General features: G+C 45.4%; 14 protein-coding genes. 6 read left to right on the top strand and 8 right to left on the bottom strand.

Translation table 11 applies throughout. The annotated features are described in order from the left end of the window. Positions 1 to 30: 30 nt before the first annotated feature. Positions 31 to 1053, bottom strand: a complete 1023-nt coding sequence (locus QUA01_RS04455) for a long-chain acyl-[acyl-carrier-protein] reductase (RefSeq protein ID WP_194067304.1) — start codon at positions 1051 to 1053, stop codon at positions 31 to 33. Positions 1054 to 1302: 249 nt separating this feature from the next. Further along, positions 1303 to 1995: an aldehyde oxygenase (deformylating) gene (locus QUA01_RS04460; RefSeq protein WP_194008682.1), complete on the bottom strand. Its 693-nt coding sequence runs from the start codon at positions 1993 to 1995 to the stop codon at positions 1303 to 1305. A gap of 179 nt (positions 1996 to 2174) precedes the next feature. Between QUA01_RS04460 and QUA01_RS04465 the strand changes: the two genes are divergently transcribed. Then, positions 2175 to 2993: a carbohydrate ABC transporter permease gene (locus tag QUA01_RS04465; protein ID WP_333087142.1), complete on the top strand. Its 819-nt coding sequence runs from the start codon at positions 2175 to 2177 to the stop codon at positions 2991 to 2993. 123 nt (positions 2994 to 3116) lie between these two features. Then, entirely contained in the window at positions 3117 to 3365 is a 249-nt protein-coding gene (locus tag QUA01_RS04470) for a transporter suffix domain-containing protein (RefSeq protein ID WP_194067302.1), read from the top strand. Positions 3366 to 3566: 201 nt separating this feature from the next. On the opposite strand, the gene QUA01_RS04475 is transcribed toward QUA01_RS04470, so the two are convergent. The 4 genes from QUA01_RS04475 to QUA01_RS04490 all read right to left on the bottom strand — a co-directional run bounded on the left by QUA01_RS04475 (position 3567) and on the right by QUA01_RS04490 (position 11027). After that, positions 3567 to 4595: a hypothetical protein gene (locus QUA01_RS04475; protein WP_194008679.1), complete on the bottom strand. Its 1029-nt coding sequence runs from the start codon at positions 4593 to 4595 to the stop codon at positions 3567 to 3569. 372 nt (positions 4596 to 4967) lie between these two features. After that, positions 4968 to 8171, bottom strand: coding sequence for an efflux RND transporter permease subunit (locus tag QUA01_RS04480; protein ID WP_333087144.1), 3204 nt, complete (start codon positions 8169 to 8171; stop codon positions 4968 to 4970). Between the two features lie 406 nt (positions 8172 to 8577). Beyond that, entirely contained in the window at positions 8578 to 10377 is a 1800-nt protein-coding gene (locus QUA01_RS04485) for an efflux RND transporter periplasmic adaptor subunit (RefSeq protein ID WP_333087145.1), read from the bottom strand. A gap of 38 nt (positions 10378 to 10415) precedes the next feature. Continuing rightward, a complete protein-coding gene (locus tag QUA01_RS04490) occupies positions 10416 to 11027 on the bottom strand; it encodes a PadR family transcriptional regulator (protein ID WP_333087146.1) in 612 nt (203 codons plus the stop codon). Positions 11028 to 11521: 494 nt separating this feature from the next. Between QUA01_RS04490 and QUA01_RS04495 the strand changes: the two genes are divergently transcribed. The 3 genes from QUA01_RS04495 (at position 11522) to QUA01_RS04505 (ending at position 14266) form a co-directional block, all read left to right on the top strand. Beyond that, on the top strand, positions 11522 to 12316 hold the full coding sequence (locus tag QUA01_RS04495) for an ABC transporter permease (RefSeq protein ID WP_442921510.1): 795 nt from the start codon (positions 11522 to 11524) through the stop codon (positions 12314 to 12316). A gap of 246 nt (positions 12317 to 12562) precedes the next feature. Further along, on the top strand, positions 12563 to 13426 hold the full coding sequence (locus QUA01_RS04500; protein WP_333087148.1) for an aldo/keto reductase: 864 nt from the start codon (positions 12563 to 12565) through the stop codon (positions 13424 to 13426). A 162-nt stretch (positions 13427 to 13588) separates the two neighbouring features. Then, a complete protein-coding gene (locus QUA01_RS04505; RefSeq protein WP_333087150.1) occupies positions 13589 to 14266 on the top strand; it encodes a GIY-YIG nuclease family protein in 678 nt (225 codons plus the stop codon). Between the two features lie 125 nt (positions 14267 to 14391). On the opposite strand, the gene QUA01_RS04510 is transcribed toward QUA01_RS04505, so the two are convergent. Next, positions 14392 to 15240: a DUF3598 family protein gene (locus QUA01_RS04510; RefSeq protein ID WP_333087152.1), complete on the bottom strand. Its 849-nt coding sequence runs from the start codon at positions 15238 to 15240 to the stop codon at positions 14392 to 14394. Between the two features lie 18 nt (positions 15241 to 15258). On the opposite strand from QUA01_RS04510, the gene QUA01_RS04515 reads away from it, so the two are divergent. Then, on the top strand, positions 15259 to 16110 hold the full coding sequence (locus QUA01_RS04515) for an SAM hydrolase/SAM-dependent halogenase family protein (protein ID WP_333087153.1): 852 nt from the start codon (positions 15259 to 15261) through the stop codon (positions 16108 to 16110). 100 nt (positions 16111 to 16210) lie between these two features. Here the strand turns inward: QUA01_RS04515 and QUA01_RS04520 are convergent, their stop codons facing one another. After that, on the bottom strand, positions 16211 to 17215 hold the full coding sequence (locus tag QUA01_RS04520) for a DNA-methyltransferase (RefSeq protein WP_333087154.1): 1005 nt from the start codon (positions 17213 to 17215) through the stop codon (positions 16211 to 16213). Positions 17216 to 17258: the final 43 nt, after the last annotated feature.

A 17258-nucleotide genomic window follows, 5' to 3' on the forward strand; every position in this document is an offset into this window, starting at 1 on the left:
CTCAATAACCAATAACCGCAACAAATCACATCAGAATGACATCAAAGGTCGGAAACCGTGTTTAACGGACATCTCGCCAATTTGCTCCATCTTTTCCACTGTAATTTGATTCCGTCCCCAAGAAAAATTGGTATACAATTTTTCAAATTCCAGCAGCATGGATTCGGCAAAACAGGCAAACAACTGTCGGCCCGGCACATCCATATTGACAATCTTCATGATTTTCCACTCAATATCGAGGGAATGCTCCACAATCCCGCCATTGAGCACAAAAACTTCGGGATGCTGAACCTGAGTTGCCAAATTTTTCGGATAGCCACCGTCAATCAATAAACAGGGTTGCTTCAAAGTTTTCGGGTCAATTTCTACTCCCTTTGGCATACTGGCGACCCACACTACAATATCCGCTTGCGGCAGGGCTTCTTCCAACTTCATGATTTTGCCTCGCCCCAATTCCGATTGCAAATCTTGCAAGCGTTCTTTGTCGCGGGCAATTAGCAACAATTCTGCTACATTTGTTTTAACATTGAGCCAGCGACACACCGCACTGCCAATATCACCTGTAGCCCCACAAACCGCTACAGTAGCTTTTGAAAGTTCAATCCCCAATTTTGGGGCAGCTTCTTCTACTTGGCGGCACAGGATGTAAGCCGTGTGGGTGTTACCAGTGGTGAAGCGCTCGAATTCCAACTTGAGATTGCGAATTTGCTTAATTTGCTGCAAGTTGAAAGTCTCAAAAATTATCGAAGAAAATCCGCCTAATGCAGTGATATTAATCCCGTTTTTTTGAGCGTGTGCCATCGCATTAAGAATTTTGCGAGTGGCTGCTTTAATCCGGCGCGTGGCTAGCATTTCCGGCAGAAAACAGGACTCCACATAGCGGCCTTCTATTTTTTGCCCGGTAATGCTAGTGACAGTGATATTGTCAACTATTTGGGGCGGTGCGCTGCACCAAAAATCGAGACCTTGATCGGCATATTCTGGATAGCCCAGCTCGTTAGCTACTGATTGGGCGTGTTCTAAGCTGGTTAAGTGACCGATTAGACCAAACATTAAGTTGTCAAATGAAGGAAGATTGAAGAAGAAGGAAGTTCGGCAGCCGATTGTGTAGCGGATTTAACGGATGTAACGGATAGAATTCCCGATTACCCATCATTGATTACCGATTACCCATCAGTTCTGCCGTCATTAGGAAGAAGGAAGAAGGAAGAAGAAAGAAGAAAAATATCAATTTTTCCATTAAAAATGAGGGATATCATTTTTAATTTTCAAGTTTTTTCCCATTCCTTATTTCCCAATTAACTAGGCTGCGAGGCCTTGTGCTGACATCCGCATGATGTCGCGGTTGTTAAAACCAATGTTGCCTAGGGCTTCGCCGTAGGCAATCATAAAGTCTTCGATTAAAGCGTCTTTTTCCATTCCCAAGACGCGGGCATCGTCTGCGACAGCGTTTAGCAGCTTCCAGATGATGGGCAGGTTTTGACGGTTGGCGGCTTCGAGTTCGGCTTTGGATTCCTCGAAGTGAGCTTGCAGCCAGACTTCCCCAAAGTTGAGGTGGCTGTATTCTTCTTTGACGACTCCTTCGGTGATTTTGCGTGCAAAGTCATCGGCGACGGGGATGTATATGTTGTAGGCTGCGATCGCAAAACACTCGATAATTAGCGATTGAATCAGCAAGCAAGTTACAATCTGACCCTCAGCCGCGGCTGTTTGGAAGTTTCTGTGCAAATCAGAAAAGAATTGCTTGGCAAATGCCATATCGGGCGTGACCTTGAGATTGCGACCGCAAGCTTGGAAGCCTTTCATGTGGCGGTTTTCCATCTTGGACAAGCCAATTAATTCGCTTTTTTTGTCAGCCAACAGTTCGGCCAGTGTCAGGTAATTGTCGTGAGCTTCTTGTTCGCCTTCAATCACAATGGCGTTGATACGGCTGTAAGCGTCTTTGTAAGTTTCGGTTTGAAAGTCTATTGTTGGGCTGGCCTCAAGCTGTGGCATGGATACGTTTTCTCCTTATATAACCTTGTAGGATGTTTGGAAACCCCTTAAAATTTTGGGGTCGCGTGCACTACACTTTACCTATTTTCGACTAAAAATTTACGATTGTGTGGGAATCTGGGAGGCGATCTGGTTTGAGAGCCTCACAAGCTTATTATTTTAGGTTAATTCGCAAGTTTATGGGTAAATCGTTGGGCTGGTCTCAAGCGCTGAAAGTGCTGAGCTTTATTTTGTTGTTGGCGGGGGCTGCGCTGGTGCTGCTGCCGCTGGCTGCTGTTTTTTTGGTTTCGCTGTCACCATCTGGTGTCGGTGTCAAGGCCACAGGCTTGACTTTGGCGAACTATCAGGAGGCTTGGCGCAGGGGGAATTTTTTGTTGGCATTTGTTAATTCTACTCTAGTGGCGATCGCAGTTACCGCTTTTCAGGTAGTGACTTCTGCTTTGGCCGGTTATGCTTTGGCCAGGTTGAAGTTTCGGGGGCGGCAGGCTCTAGTTTTGGTGGTTTTGGCAACACTGGTGATTCCGTTTCAGCTTTTGGTAATTCCCATTTTCATGGTTTTGAAGTGGGGCCACCTGCTGAATACTTACGGGGCGCTGATTTTGCCGACGGCGGCTAACGGTTTCGGGATTTTTCTGCTGCGCCAGTATTTTATGACAATTCCGGTGGAATTGGAAGAAGCGGCAATGCTGGATGGGGCTAACCGCTGGCAGGTGTTGTGGCGGGTGATGTTACCTTTGGCCCGCCCTGCTTTGGTGACGCTGTTTTTGTTTACGTTTATCGGGGAGTGGAACGATTTGTTTAAGCCGTTGGTGTTTACGACGCGGCCGGAATTGCGGACTGTGCAGTTGGTTTTGGCGGAGTTTCAGGAACAGTTTACTAGCAGTTGGCAGTTGTTGATGGCGGCGGTAGTAATTGGGACTGTGCCGGTGGTGTTGCTATTTTTGACCGGTCAGCGGCAGTTTATTCGCGGGATTGCGGCGACGGGAATTAAGAATTGATTTTGGGTTTGGAGCAAAATATAAGTTATTAGTGAGAACATAAGTCCTCTGTTGTGATTCAAACTCAACAATGATTGAAGTGCTTGCTACCAAAAAATATGTCATTGCGGACAAAGTGAATCTATGCAAAAGCTGGGCTGGTTTTTATTTATTGCATCTTTCGTGCCCTGGGTGGCAATCTTGTTTATTGTGCCGTTTATGCCACTGAGCCTCGCCGAAAAAACTACAATTAATATCATTCTAGCTGTTGGGGCAGAAGTTTGCTTTTGGCTGAGCGTGGTAATTTTGGGGAAAGAAGTAGTTACTAAATATCGGCGTTATTTGAGTCCGCGCTATCTTTGGAAAAAAATCAGAAATTTCAAGCGGAAATAAGCATAAATTAACGCAGATTTGGTGGGAGTATCTCAGTTTTTCATTGATAGTGCGAGCATCCCCGCTCGCGAGTGGTACTACAATAAAAAAAATGCTTTTTGCAAAACTGAGATGCTCCCGATTTGGTTCGCAGTCAGGACTTTAGTTCGCATTAATAAGGAAAAACTAAATTCCTGACTACAAACCTAGTTCAACGTTTAGCTATTCGCTGAAAATTTGTAAGCGAATAGAGCGTTCTCCGTCTCCGAAATCCACCTCAATCTTTTCTCCCGAAAGACTGTCCAAGCATCCTAACAGTAAGCGCAAATTGGGTGTGCTTGCTCCTGTGTCTACATACAATCTATCTGCTAAACTCCCTAAACGCTTCCAAATTGTATAGAGTTTGACTACTGTTTGTTCTAGCTGTGCTGCTTGTTTTACTACGTCGGCGGTGGTTCCCAAACATCCAACTCGCAAAGATTCTTCTAAAGCCATTTCCATGTCTAAATGAGACTGGTTGAGAGCTTGTACTTGGGCGGCTGCGTCGAGATATTTTGATAAATTCTTGGCATCGGAAGTTAGCTGTTTTACTGTATCTACGTCGGGATTTTCTGTTATTTCTTTTTGAATTTCGCTTTGGTGAGAGGGAGATAGTTTCTCCATTTCTTTGACTAAGGGTGCGAGATAGCGGGAAGGAAGGGAACCGCTAGATGCTTTTTCTTTGACTTCTTCTGGCAATAATTCTGAGTTCATGGCCATCCATTCGTCGGACAGTTGTTTGACTTCGCGACGGGTAATGCGATCGCCGCTTGCGGCTGCATCTGTTACCATTTGCTGCACTTCGGGAGATGCTTTGGCGGTTTCTATAAAGGCTCTTTTGCTGAAGTTTCTAATCGAATTTGGGTCTAAATCTCCTTGCTGGATTAGAGTATCGGCGCTATTAGCTAATTCTATCAAAGAATAGGCTTGACTTTTGCCAATTTCTCGTTCTTTGAGCCAGTTCAAAAAGCCAGTGCCACGTCCTTCGCCGCCTTTTTTTTCTCTGTCTCTAACTGTTCGGAGAATTTGTCCGCGCCAGATGTCGGTTTGCAAGTCGAAGCGATCGCACACTTTCCATGCTGTGTCAACCTGATTCTCAAAGTCGAAGTCGGGTATTTGTTCGTCTTCGGGATCTGGCAATTGAAAGTTGATATCGGTAAAGCCGTTGAGGGCTTCGGCAAGTTCTGAGGGTGTTTGGGGGACTTCAGCCATTAGGAAAAATTTGTGTAGTGCAACAGCCGGTTTGATTTTGAAACTTGCATAGCTTGACAGTTGAGACGCTATATGTAGCGGTAAATTTGTCAGTGTTTACCCTTGTGATAGAGTTTGGGTGCAAGTCATTTTATTATTGCACGGTGGAGGGCGATCGGCGAAAAGATACCTGCAATGACTAATTACCTAACGGTCATTGCGATCGTCCGCGCGAACCAATCTCAATCCGTTACGCTCGCGATGACATTCTATAATTAGGGCTTGCTGAAAAACTCTGAAATCTCCCAAAAGATAAGAGTAACGCAGGGTTTGATCGACCAAGGAATTACTCACTTTCAGAATCAGGATGAGTAAAAACCCATCCCTCTAAAACTACAATGGCGATACCCGATCGCGTTCCACCTCATCGTGGACAGTCGTTTTTCCATCCACATTTATGTCATCGTCGGGGGGATTTTCCGGGCGAGAGGGCTTCCTAAAGCGATCGCGAGCCGAGACAACCACCACATACAGAACCGGCACTATAAACAAACTCAAGAAAGTAGAAACAACCATCCCCCCCGCGATCGCATTCCCTAGCGATCGGCGGCTAGCAGCCCCCGCACCCTCTGGGTTGATCAGAGGAGCAATACCCAAGATAAAAGACAGAGAAGTCATCAAAATCGGTCGCAAACGCTCTTGAGCCGCTTCAACCGCTGCCTTAGTAACTGAATACCCCCGCTCCCGCAACTGATTAGCAAACTCCACGATTAAAATCGCATTTTTACTGGCCAATCCAATCAACATCACCAAACCAATCTGGCAATAAACATCATTCGCCAAACCCCGCAACGACTGAGCCAAAAGCGCACCTAAAATCGCCAGAGGCACCGACAGCAAAATAATGAAAGGATCGACATAATTCTCATACTGAGCCGCCAAAACCAAGAACACAAAAATCAGCCCCAAACCAAAAATAATTGGAGCTTGACCCCCCGACTCAATTTCTTCTAAAGAAGTGCCAGACCATTCGTAGGCAAAACCTGCTGGTAAAACTTGAGCCGCGACCTTTTCCATCGATTTAATCGCCTGTCCCGAACTCGCTCCCGGAGCCGGAGAACCCGTAATTTCAATTGACCTATATAAATTGTAGTGATTAACAGTTTGTGCTCCCACCACCGGAGTTAGCTTCACCAAATTGCTCAAAGAAATCATTTCATTCTTTCCAGAGCGGACGTACAATTTACCGATATCTTCAGGGTTACTGCGAAACTGTTTATCCGCCTGAACGTACACCCGATAATTGCGCTGCTCCAGATTGAAATCGTTCACGTACTGCGAACCCAGAGCCGTTTGTAGCGTACTGAAAATATCATTGAGAGAAATATCCAAAGCCTTAGCTCGATTGCGGTCAACCTCCACAATTAACTGAGGCGTATTCGCAGCAAACGTACTAAATACCGCCTGCAATCCCGGTGTCTGATTTGCCTGCTTCAAAATTCCACCCATCGTCTGAACCATCGCATCTAAACCGCTGTTACCTTTGCGGTCTTGCAATTGAAATTGGAAGCCTCCAAATTGACCTAAACCTTGAATTGCCGGCGGATTCACCGGGAAAATTCTAGCTTCGGGAATCGCCATAAGCTTACCCTGCAAGCTGCCAATAATTGCTTGTACAGTTTGACTTTCTCCGTGACGTTCGCTCCAGGGTTTAAGCGTAGTAAAAATAATACCTTGGTTAGATGTGCTACCGCTAAAACCGAAGCCACCCACGGAAAAAGTCCCGACAACTTCAGGAAGTTTAAGAATTTCTTGCTCAACTTCATCCATCACTTGCCGAGTATATTGCAGCGAAACACCTTGTGGCCCTTGAATAATTGTCAGAAAATATCCCTGGTCTTCCTCTGGAATAAATGCTGTCGGTACTGATAGATAAAGCCAAGCGGTTAATCCCAGAGAAGCGATGAATACGAGGGTGACAGCAGTTTTAAATCTTGTGAGAAATATTAAGGATTCCCGATATTGCCGCTGCATCCAATCGAGCATTCTATTAAAACGCTCGAACACCCAACCCAGCGGCCCACCATACTTCTGCCCCCGCCGCAGCAATATAGCTGCCAGCGAGGGCGTGAGGGTAATAGCCATAAAGGTAGAAAGCAGTACAGAAAAAGCAATTGTCAGCGCAAATTGTTTGTAAAGTGCTCCGGTAGTTCCGGGGAAAAATGCCACTGGTATAAACACTGCCATCAACACTAAGGAAGTCGCAATCACAGCGCTAAAAAGCTCCCGCATTGACTCGAAAGCTGCTTGGCGGGCACTCATACCTTGGCGAATCAAACGGTCGATATTTTCTACTACAATAATAGCGTCGTCAACCACCAACCCCGTCGCTAGTGTTAGACCAAACAGAGATAAGCTGTTAATCGTAAATCCAAAAATTTTGATAAAAGCAAAAGTTCCAATCAAAGAAATTGGAATTGTGATCGTGGGAATAATAGTAGTCCGCCAGTCTTGCAAGAAAACAAAAATTACTATCACCACTAGCAGAATTGCTTCAAATAGCGTTTTTATGACTTCTGCCATCGACTCTTGGACAAATAAAGTCGTGTCCAGCGCTACTCTATGTATCAAGCCGGGAGGGAAACCAACAGCTAGTCTTTCCATTTCTGCTTTGACTGCATTGGCAACATTCAAAGCATTACTTCCCGGCAGTTGGTAAATCCCTAAACCTACGGCATCATTGCCTCTAAATCTCAGAAAAGAGTTGTAATTTTCGGCTCCTAATTCGGCTCTACCAACGTCTTTTAATTTAACAACTGTGCCATTGGCCTCTGTTTTTAAGACAATGTTTTCAAATTCTGCGGGTTCTTGGAGGCGGCTTTTTGCCCGTAAATCAATTTGATACATTTGCCCCTCTGGAGCTGGTTCTTGGCCAACTCTCCCGGCGCCAACTTGTATGTTTTGTTCGTTAAGTGCCCTGGTGATATCTTGCATTGTCAAACTGCGGGCGGCTAATTTATTGGGGTCTATCCACAGGCGCATTGCATAGCGGCGTTCTCCAAAAATTCGCACGTCGCCAACGCCTTTTACTCGCTTTAGCGCGTCTGCTAAATACAAGTCGGCGTAATTGCTTAAAAATATGGTGTCGTATTCTTTATCTTCTGTAAATAAGCCGATCGCCAGCAAGAGACTGCTAGATTGTTTTGTAACTCTCACTCCCGTGCGCTGTACGGCATCTGGTAGTTGCGGTTGGGCGACTGCAACTCGATTTTGAACATCGACTGCGGCAATATCTTTGTTGCGCGAGGAGTCAAAGGTGGCTGTGATGCTACTGGTGCCATCGTTACTGCTGCTAGAAGTTAGATATTTTAGTCCTTCAACGCCGTTTATCTGCCTCTCTAGGATGTTTGTAACTGCATTTTCGACAATTTCGGCACTAGCCCCGCTATAGTTGGCTGTGACGGTGATTTGGGTGGGGCTAATGTCGGGGAAGCGTTCGATCGGCAGCGTGGGAATGCTAATTGCGCCTACTAGAATGATCACTAAGGCGCAGACACTGGCAAAGACGGGTCGTTTAATAAAGAAATCTGCAAACATTATTTTTGTAATGGGTAATCGGTAATTGGTAATTGCAATTGGGATTTAGATATTTAAGGATGAAGGTGATTAATTTTATTCATCCTCTATTCAATCCTGTTAATTGGGAAAATACTCTAAATCTTGATTCAGATTTGATACTATTTATCAAAATTATTGCTCTCCCAAAAAAGGTTGGTTTATTTCCTGAATTTTTGTATAAGCTGCGAATATATTTAATTAGTTGGTAGTGCGGACTTACAGAAGATTTCAGGTTTATGAAGTACAAAAAAGCCGGAGCGGGAGCCGGAGGGCGAGCACGGGGGCATCGCCCCTACAGATAATTTTTTTGTAACTCACTTACCTGGAATCTGCTGTAAGTCTGATTAGATGTTGCGTCAGTCAGCGCCTGCACTACGAACCGGGATTAATTTTTTCCTCCTACTGGTGGTTTTTTTCCTTCCGCTTCTCCTGGTTCTTGAATCACGATCGGAGCGCCGTCTGTCAAGTTGAGAATGCCTGCGACAATAACTTTTTCTCCGGCTTGCAAGCCTTCGATAACTTGATAATTATTGCCTTCGATGGTTCCCAGTTTCACGGGTTTTTGTCGCGCTACTAAAGGTGGCATTCCAGGTTTTGACTGTTCTGGCTTTTGAGCTGTGAAGACAAAAGTTTCCCCGCCCAAGCGAGTGACTGCTGTGACTGGAACTAAAATTCCTGGCTTCTGATCCCAGATGACTCTGGCTTTGACAAATTGGAGGTTTAGTAGTTCGCCAGTGGGGTTGGGAAAGGTGGCTTTAGCTAAGATTGTTTGGGAGTTGGCGCTGACGTTGGGGGAGATAAAACTGATTTGACCTTTGGCGATCGCCTTTCCTTGAGTGTCGAGCATTTCTACTGGCAACCCGAGGCGTAATTGGGGCATCCGTTCTAAAGGAATTGATAACCGCAAGTCTAGCAGTTGGTTCTCTGTTAAGATGGCGATCGCATCACCTGTTTTTAAGTAGTCGCCGACTTTGACTGGTATGTCGCCGATGACTCCGGCGAAGGGCGCGATGACAGCAGTTTCTTGGAGTTGTACTTCAAAACCGCGCACTTGAGCGGCTGCTTGGGCCACTTGCGCTTCGGCTCGATCGACCTGTTCTTGGCGGGTGCCGTTGGCTAACTGAGCTAATTTGGCTTTGGCTTGGGCGACTTCTGCTTCGGCTTTGACTATTTCTTCGGGGCGCGCACCGTTTTGCGATTGCCGCAAAGCTTCCCGCTGCTGTTGCAAGGCTGCTGTGCGCCGATCGATTTCGGCTTCTCGGTTTTTTTGTCGCTGCTGCAACCGCCTTTGAGCTTCTCGGAGATTGGCTTTGGCGGTGCTTTCTTTTTGAATGTATTCTTGAAGGGTATTGGCGGATGTTGCGCCTTCTTTGGCTAATGTTTGATATCTGACAAGTTGCTGGGCCGCCAGCTTAGCTTCGGCTGTGCTTGCTTCTACTTGGGCTTTTGCTTGGGCGATGTCTTCTAGGAGGCTACCTGTTTGGGCATCGGCTAGGTTGGCTTCGGCTTGGGAGACGAGGGCTTGGGCTTGACCAATTTCTTCGGGCCGACTGCCCGATCGCAGTTGGGCTAGGTTGGCTTGAGCTTGGGCGACTTGGGCTTGGGCTTGGGCGATTTCTTCTGGCCTGGCACCTGCTTGGAGTTCGGCTAAATTCGATTCGGCGGCGCTGAGATTGGCTTGGGATTGTCTTAACTGAGCTTGAGCGCTGTCGCTTTTGATCCGGGCGATGGCTTGTCCTTTTTCGATCGAGTCTCCAGATTTGACAAAAATCTCCGTGACTAGCCCTTCGGTTTGGGGTTTGATTTGTACTGAGCGTTTTGCCTCTAGGCTGCTGACAAATTCGGAGGTATCTTGGATCGAGCTGGTTTCAAGGGCTGCAATTTTGACTGGTATGCCTTTGGGTTTACCTGCTGCTGCTTGTTCCGGCGGGCGACTGTGACTCGACTGCCACAGGTACCAGCCGCAGCCACCTGTGACGATCGCGATGGCGGCGATTAGCAGCCAGCGCGAGCGCGGTTTGGCTGGGCGCGGGCGATCGGCAACGGCGGGAAAATCTTCGGGTTGATAGTTGTCTGCATCGGTTAGATGAAGTTCTGGTGTACCAGTTTTTGGGTTTTCAACTTCAACGGCGGATTCTAGAGATTTAGATTCAACGACGGATTCTGGGGATTTAGAATAACTCATGGAGCACCACTTAGATTTTTTTTTAACATTTGACTTACTTAGACTTTGGCGGAATCTTTGCTTCCTAGCGTCCCTCTCAAGCGAGATGGAATCTCCCAAGTGTTTTTTTGATGGGGTTGGAGAGTCGCGCGATCGCTTTTCTCCTTAGCTAGTTGCTCGGTTAACCACTGTATTTCTAAGGACAGCACTGAGTTGCAGCGATCGCCAGAGGCGAGTTGATACTCGTCGGTGAGTGGATATTCGCTTTTGAGACTTTCGATGTAGTCTTGTCGGATGTAACAGACTCGCAAGCGGTGTTCCAACAATTTCAGGCGTTCTGCAGGTTCTAAGTCGCCAAAAAAGAAAAATTTGATTTGGAAACGGGAACCACTGTTTACCCAACTTTCTTGAGGGTGATCGACCATTTTTTTTCGCCAGAGTTCGCGCCCTTTGTCTGTAATGGCGTAAATTTTGCGCGGACAGCCCGCATCTCCGGCTTCTTCGGCAATTGTCGCAATCTGGCCTCGCTGTTCCAAACGCTTGAGCAGCGGGTAAATCGCTCCGTAGTTAACGCTGATGCAACTGCTCATGAACAGCTCTAGTTTTTGCTTTAGCCGATAGCCGTGCAACGGTTCCCGCTGTAGCAGACCAAGGGCTGATAATTCAAGCATTTATATCAAGTTGATATTATATTTTGGATTATACAACTATAGCTGACTCAAGCGCGATCGGGTAAATAGTTAGTTTGATAGAACTTTTAATCTGTAATACACATTTAATAAAATTTGTCAACACTCTGAAGATATATTAGACATACCAAACAAAGACACTGAAGAACAAGCTGGAAAAGCCTGTTGCAAACCGAGGGGAGATGTCTAAATATATCAAAATAACAACTGCTCTGAACGTCGCGATCGTCTCTTTGTACAATCAATTGCACTTTCCGACGAATCGGCACGCTCATCACCAGCCTCCATCTTGTTTTGCATCTTGTTTTGAGTGCTTTGATGCAGGATTTACTCGTTACCAGGCTCTGCGAAAGTAACGCAGATCAGTCGGCTCTGCCTCCATCTTGTTTTGAGTAGGAACACGGCACTGCCGTCTCCCTACAGAAAATCATTTAGGATTGCTATAGGAGAGAATTTAAGTATTTGAAGGACAAAAAATGGCGACAAACATGGGACGATATTTGCAGGTACTGAAATTGTTCTGGGCTGCGGCGATCGCAGCGGAGCTCGAATACCGGATCAACTTTGTCCTGGCAGCCCTTAGCAGCCTCGGAAACCTGGCTGGCAGTTGGTTCGGACTGTTTTTGTTCTACCGTACTGGCTACAGTTTTTCGGGCTATTCATGGGAAGAAGCTTTGGTTGTACTCGGGATTTTTACGGTTTTGCAAGGGTTTTCGTCAACCTTTCTCGCCCCTAACCTCAACCGTATTGTCGATCGAGTGCAGCAAGGTACTCTCGATTTCGTACTCCTCAAACCCATCAATTCGCAATTTTGGCTGTCTGCAAACACAGTCTCCCCTTGGGGAGTTCCCGATTTAATCTTCGGCGCGCTATTATTGCTATATGCTACTAACAAATTGGAAGTAGCAATCGGCAACTATTTTTTAACAGCAATACCGCTGTTGTTCGGAGCTATTAGTCTTTACAGTATCTGGTTTATGTTAGGTGCAACTAGCATTTGGTTTGTCAAAATTTACAACGTTACCTCGGTGCTCAAAGGATTGTTAGAAGCGGGTAGATTTCCAATGGCAGCTTATCCCGCAGCTTATCGATTTTTCTTCACTTTTATAGTTCCGGTTGCTTTCTTGACGACTGTGCCGGCAGAAACCATGCTGGGCAGAGGTGAAATTGTTTGGATCGCAGGGGCGGGAATTTTGGCGATCGGGCTGTTATTGTTTTCGCGCTACTTCTGGCAATTTGCACTCCGCTTTTACACTAGCGCTTCGAGCTAGGTAAATAGGTAAGCTGCTGCGCGACCATAAATTTTCTGTTATGTTTGAGGTGGAGAGGGAGAGAAAATTCAACCTGGGAAAAGAGCCAATTAAAATATACAGCGAACATATACAGTTTAAATACAGTACAGCCGACGGAGAAAATATTTTTACCTCTATCTACTTATATTCTAAAAAAAACAGTAAAATTTCAAAATATGCTTGAAATCTCAACTCTCAATCAACCACGCAAACGAGGGCAAACGAATGAAAAGAAAAAAACTGGGAAACAGTAATTTTAACATCAGTGCGATCGGTCTGGGAGGTATGCCGTTGTCGTTAAGCGGCAGGCCGCCAGAATCGCAAGCAATTGCGGTAATTCACCGCGCCCTCGATTTGGGCGTCACCCTGATTGACACTGCTGATTCCTATTGCGAAGATCAATCCGACAAACACCACAACGAGCACCTGATTGCCAAAGCTTTGCAAGAGTACACCGGAGATATTCGGGCGGTTACTGTCGCCACGAAAGGCGGCTTGATGAGGCCTCAAGGTGCCTGGACGCGCAACGGGAATCCCCACCATTTACGTAAGACAATTCGCGAAAGTTTTGAAGCTTTGGGCGGCAATCACCCGATCGACCTTTGGCAGTATCACTCGCCCGATCCAGCCTATACAATCGAAGCAGCCCTAGCACCTGCAAAGGAAGCAGTAGAAGCAGGAATGATTCGATTTATCGGAGTTTCCAATTTTTCTGTAGAGCAGATCAAACGCGCCCGGGATGTAGTAGAAATTGTCTCGGTACAGAATCAGTACAATCCGTGGCACAGACAGCCGGAATCTGATGGCGTACTGGAATATTGCGAAGCCGAAAACTTGACATTTTTCCCCTGGAGTCCTTTGGGGGGAAGCCGCCGCGTCACCAGCTTGCAAGATATGCCCGCGATCGCCTCTTTAGCAGCCGAAAAAAATGTTTCAGTGTACTGTATAGTATTAGCTTGGTTGATGGCACAATCGCCCTGCGTTGTTCCGATTCCCGCTGCGACAAAATTATCGAGCATTGAGGACTCCGTCAAGGCGATCGAAGTTAAATTAACTGACGAAGAATTGCAACAAATTGCAGTAAGTTAAATAAGTAAGCTGTTGGGCATTTAAATTGCATATTCGGGGCGCTGCTAAAAGCCCACCCAGAATATTTGTTGATTTTTTTTAAATTATATTTAAATGTCGCAACAGCTTATAAATCCAGAGATTTAATTAGTAAAATTGCCACTTTTTGAGGAATTGCGTTTTATGGAATCTAATCAAGTGAATGCCGATCGAGACGTAGCAATTGAACATCAAAACGTACCTGTTGCCCATGAAGGACTGCACAACTTTTTATACAGTTCCGACTCAGAACACAGCGCAGCGGCCACTGTTTCTGAAGTAGAAAATGACGGCACGCAAGTAATGTCGATCGATACCTGGCGAAGCCTAGCAACTAACGCAAAAGTCGCCGGAGTTTACGCTGTCACGGACAGTGCGCGCAACACTCAGTATATCGGTTATTCGCGAAATATCCTGCTTTCAATCAACGGTCACATCGCGCAAAACGGAGCAGAAAATTGTGCTTTTGTGCGCGTCCAAACTTTCAAATTCCCCAAACGGGAAGAAATGGAAAGTTTGCGGGATGCTTGGATCGCAGAACTAGGCACTATTCCGCCGGGAAACGGCGCAGAGAGCGAAATGTGGGCGAGTACGGTAGGTCAAGCAGCGCGCGCTGCTATGTCTGCTGAGGAACAAACAGCTTATGAGGAAAAGAAGCTAAAATTACGCAAAGCAATGGCAGATTCTACTCTTACCAAAGAGTTAGAAACAGCAGCCAAAATTGACGGCGAACGACACGAACATCTGGAAGCTGCAGTTAACAATGATGATTGGAGTGCGGTGATTCAATCGCAAACCCAGGAAACAAAGTCCGGCGAATAACATTCGCTGCTATATCAACTTTTGTTTGTCGTAAAGCGGGGCGGGTTTTGTTCGGAGATTGCATACCGGATGCGAGGATTACGCGCTAAACCCGCCCCTACTAACTGATGACTAATGACTACTGACTAATGACTAACTTTGCGTTCAGTAACTAAAGTCAAACTGACCCATTCACCTTTGTCATTGTAACTGCGAATCATCCGAAATCGCAAGTCAGGTTCTACCAACCAACCGGCCTCAAAAAATATAGGTTTTCTGAATTCAACTTTCACCGGACAAGTGCAAGAACCGCCATCTGGAAGCAGCAAAACTTGCACTGGCGTTGCACCTTCGTTAAAATCGATCGCAGAACCGTCAATGCTGCCGCTAGAACTGATAACATTAGCATTGTTGCCAAAAGTGATTTTCTGCACGAGCCGATCGCCATTTTGCAAATCCAATTGTAAATTGGTAGAATAGGAATCAGGATGACGATAATCTGGATACATTGTCACGGCCTCGCCCTGCCATTCTCCCAGCAAAGCATCAACAGTTAAAGGCGGACGTTCGGGGATATTTTTATCGAGCTGCTTTTCGCGAATTAAGGTAAGTTTGGATAAATTGCCGTCAATATTGTAGAGTTGAACGAAGCGCAACCTGCGATAATTGTAGATAAAACCAAACTCTGCACCAGACTCAGAATAAGGCGCTAATTGAATAGTACCCTGACAAAAATTTCCATTCTCAAAAAACAGGATATCTCGTCCCAAACTTTGATATTCTCGAACAAGTTCGCTGACTTCCGGTTCGCCGACACCGCTAGAATTTGGCGAGAAGCGGCGCAGTTTTAACCGCACTGTTTTGTTGTCGTTGAGTCCTTCGAGAGAAATAATGCTGGGAATATCTTGAAGTACCTCTCCTCGCGTTGATAACTGGGTGAAGGAACCGTGCCATTCTCCTAAGTTTTGCAGAAAGTTTTCCCACTGCGCTACCATATTCTTACCTTTGGATATATGTCTAAAAATAGAATTATAACTCTACTGACGGATTTTGGATTGAGCGATGTTTATGTGGGAGTGATGAAAGGTACGATCGCCCAAATTAACCCGCAACTCAAAGTCATTGACATTACGCATCAAATACCCTCTCAAAATATTGCAGCCGGGAGGTTTTGTTTGATGACTGCTTTTGCTTATTTTCCAGCGGAAACCGTACATATTGCTGTAGTCGATCCGGGTGTGGGAAGCAAGAGACTGGGGGTTGCGGTTAAATGTGCTAATTGTTTTCTTGTCGGGCCCGATAACGGATTGTTTAGCGGGGTGTTGAGTCGGGAAAGCGCGTTAGCGAAGCCCGCCCCTACGGGGGCTGCGCCAACGAAGAGGATCGCCGCTGTGGAGTTGACGAATTCGCAATACTGGCGTACATCCGAACCCAGCAGCACGTTTCACGGTCGCGATATTTTCGCAGCAGCGGGGGCTCATTTGGCGAACGGGGTGCCGCTGGAAGAGTTGGGGGATGCGATCGACCCTGCAAGTTTAGTACAGCTACAGATACCAAATTGCGCCGTTACAGCCACAGGTGCGGTAGGTTGCGTTCAATATGTCGATCGCTTCGGCAATTTAATTACTAATATCCCCAATAATTGCATTGTATCTAACAATTGGTCAGTGATAATTAGCAATACTTGCGATCCAATTCGCATCCCCAGCGGTAAAACTTACAGCGACAGCAAGCCAGGGGATTTAATTGCCATAACTGGTTCTGACGGTTGGCTAGAGATTGCCGTTAACGGCGGCAGCGCTCAATCAGTATTAGAATTAGACTGTAGGGCGATCGTACAATTGCTTTTTGAAACCAACAATTAAAATCATCTCTTGCAGTCCGCGTCTGCTGGAATTTTTTTGTGTAGAAGCGATTTCAAGAAACTGTTTTATATCTGAATAAGAATTTGACTATTTAGCCAAATTAACAACAATAATTATTAACTTCAAAAAGGAGCCTATTTTGAGGTAAAATCACTCCTGATGCTTCCTCATTTAACAATTGGTTGTATATTGTATCCGCTTCACCAAAAGATTCTTGAGGCAAAAATCTAAATATTGATGCAGCAACATATTGTTTTTCTTTTTCAAAGCTTATCCAGTTTCTTGATAATTGTTCTGCTGCATAACCCGTAGTATTAGAACCCGAAAAAATATCTACTACCAAGTCTCCCGCTTCAGTAAGAAAATTTATAAAAAATGACGGTAATTTTTGGGGAAAACGTGCCGGATGCGCCTTAACATTAAACTCTTTGCACCAACGCAAGTATTGAGAATTACTTTCCGAATTAGAAATTTCTAGCAAATTAGATGGAATAGCACCTCCGTTATCTTTGGCAAATCGATCGCTAATATTGTGACCGGAAGGACGTTCTTTGGGGGTGTAAAATTCATCAGCATTTTTTAAAAGTTTTTTCATTCTCTCAGAATACTCTACTTTGACTTTAGTAATATTCGCTTGAGGCTGATTAGTTTTGGAAAGCCACCAAACAGTATTCACTGAATCTTTAGCCCGGATTTTCTTTTTATTCACCCACTCTATAGGAGATGGAAGTTTGGAAGGATTAAACCAGAAAAATTCTTGAGCAAGTTTAAATTCATATTCGTCACATAACCTAATCAGGACGCGGTAATTGTACAGCGAGCGTACAGGTATTCCTTTTTGATAAGCACCTCCAAGGTCTATAACAAAACTTCCAGTATCCTTGAGAACTCTTTTAATTTCAGGAGCAAAGCTCAGCAGCCAATCAACATATAAATCTTGATCTTCATTTCCATAACTCTTTTTGCGTTGCAATGCAAAAGGAGGGGATGTAATCACCAAATCTACAGAATTGCTAGCAAGACTATTCAGGAGATGAAGAGAATCTCCCAAATAAGATTGACCGTATTTCGTGGTGTAAACTGGGGCGGGCCAAATGTTACTCATGTGTAATTTAGATTAGTTTAAGGTACAACAGACACAGCCTGCT

The organism is Microcoleus sp. S36a_B3, assembly GCF_036700745.1.
Classification (GTDB): domain Bacteria; phylum Cyanobacteriota; class Cyanobacteriia; order Cyanobacteriales; family Microcoleaceae; genus Microcoleus.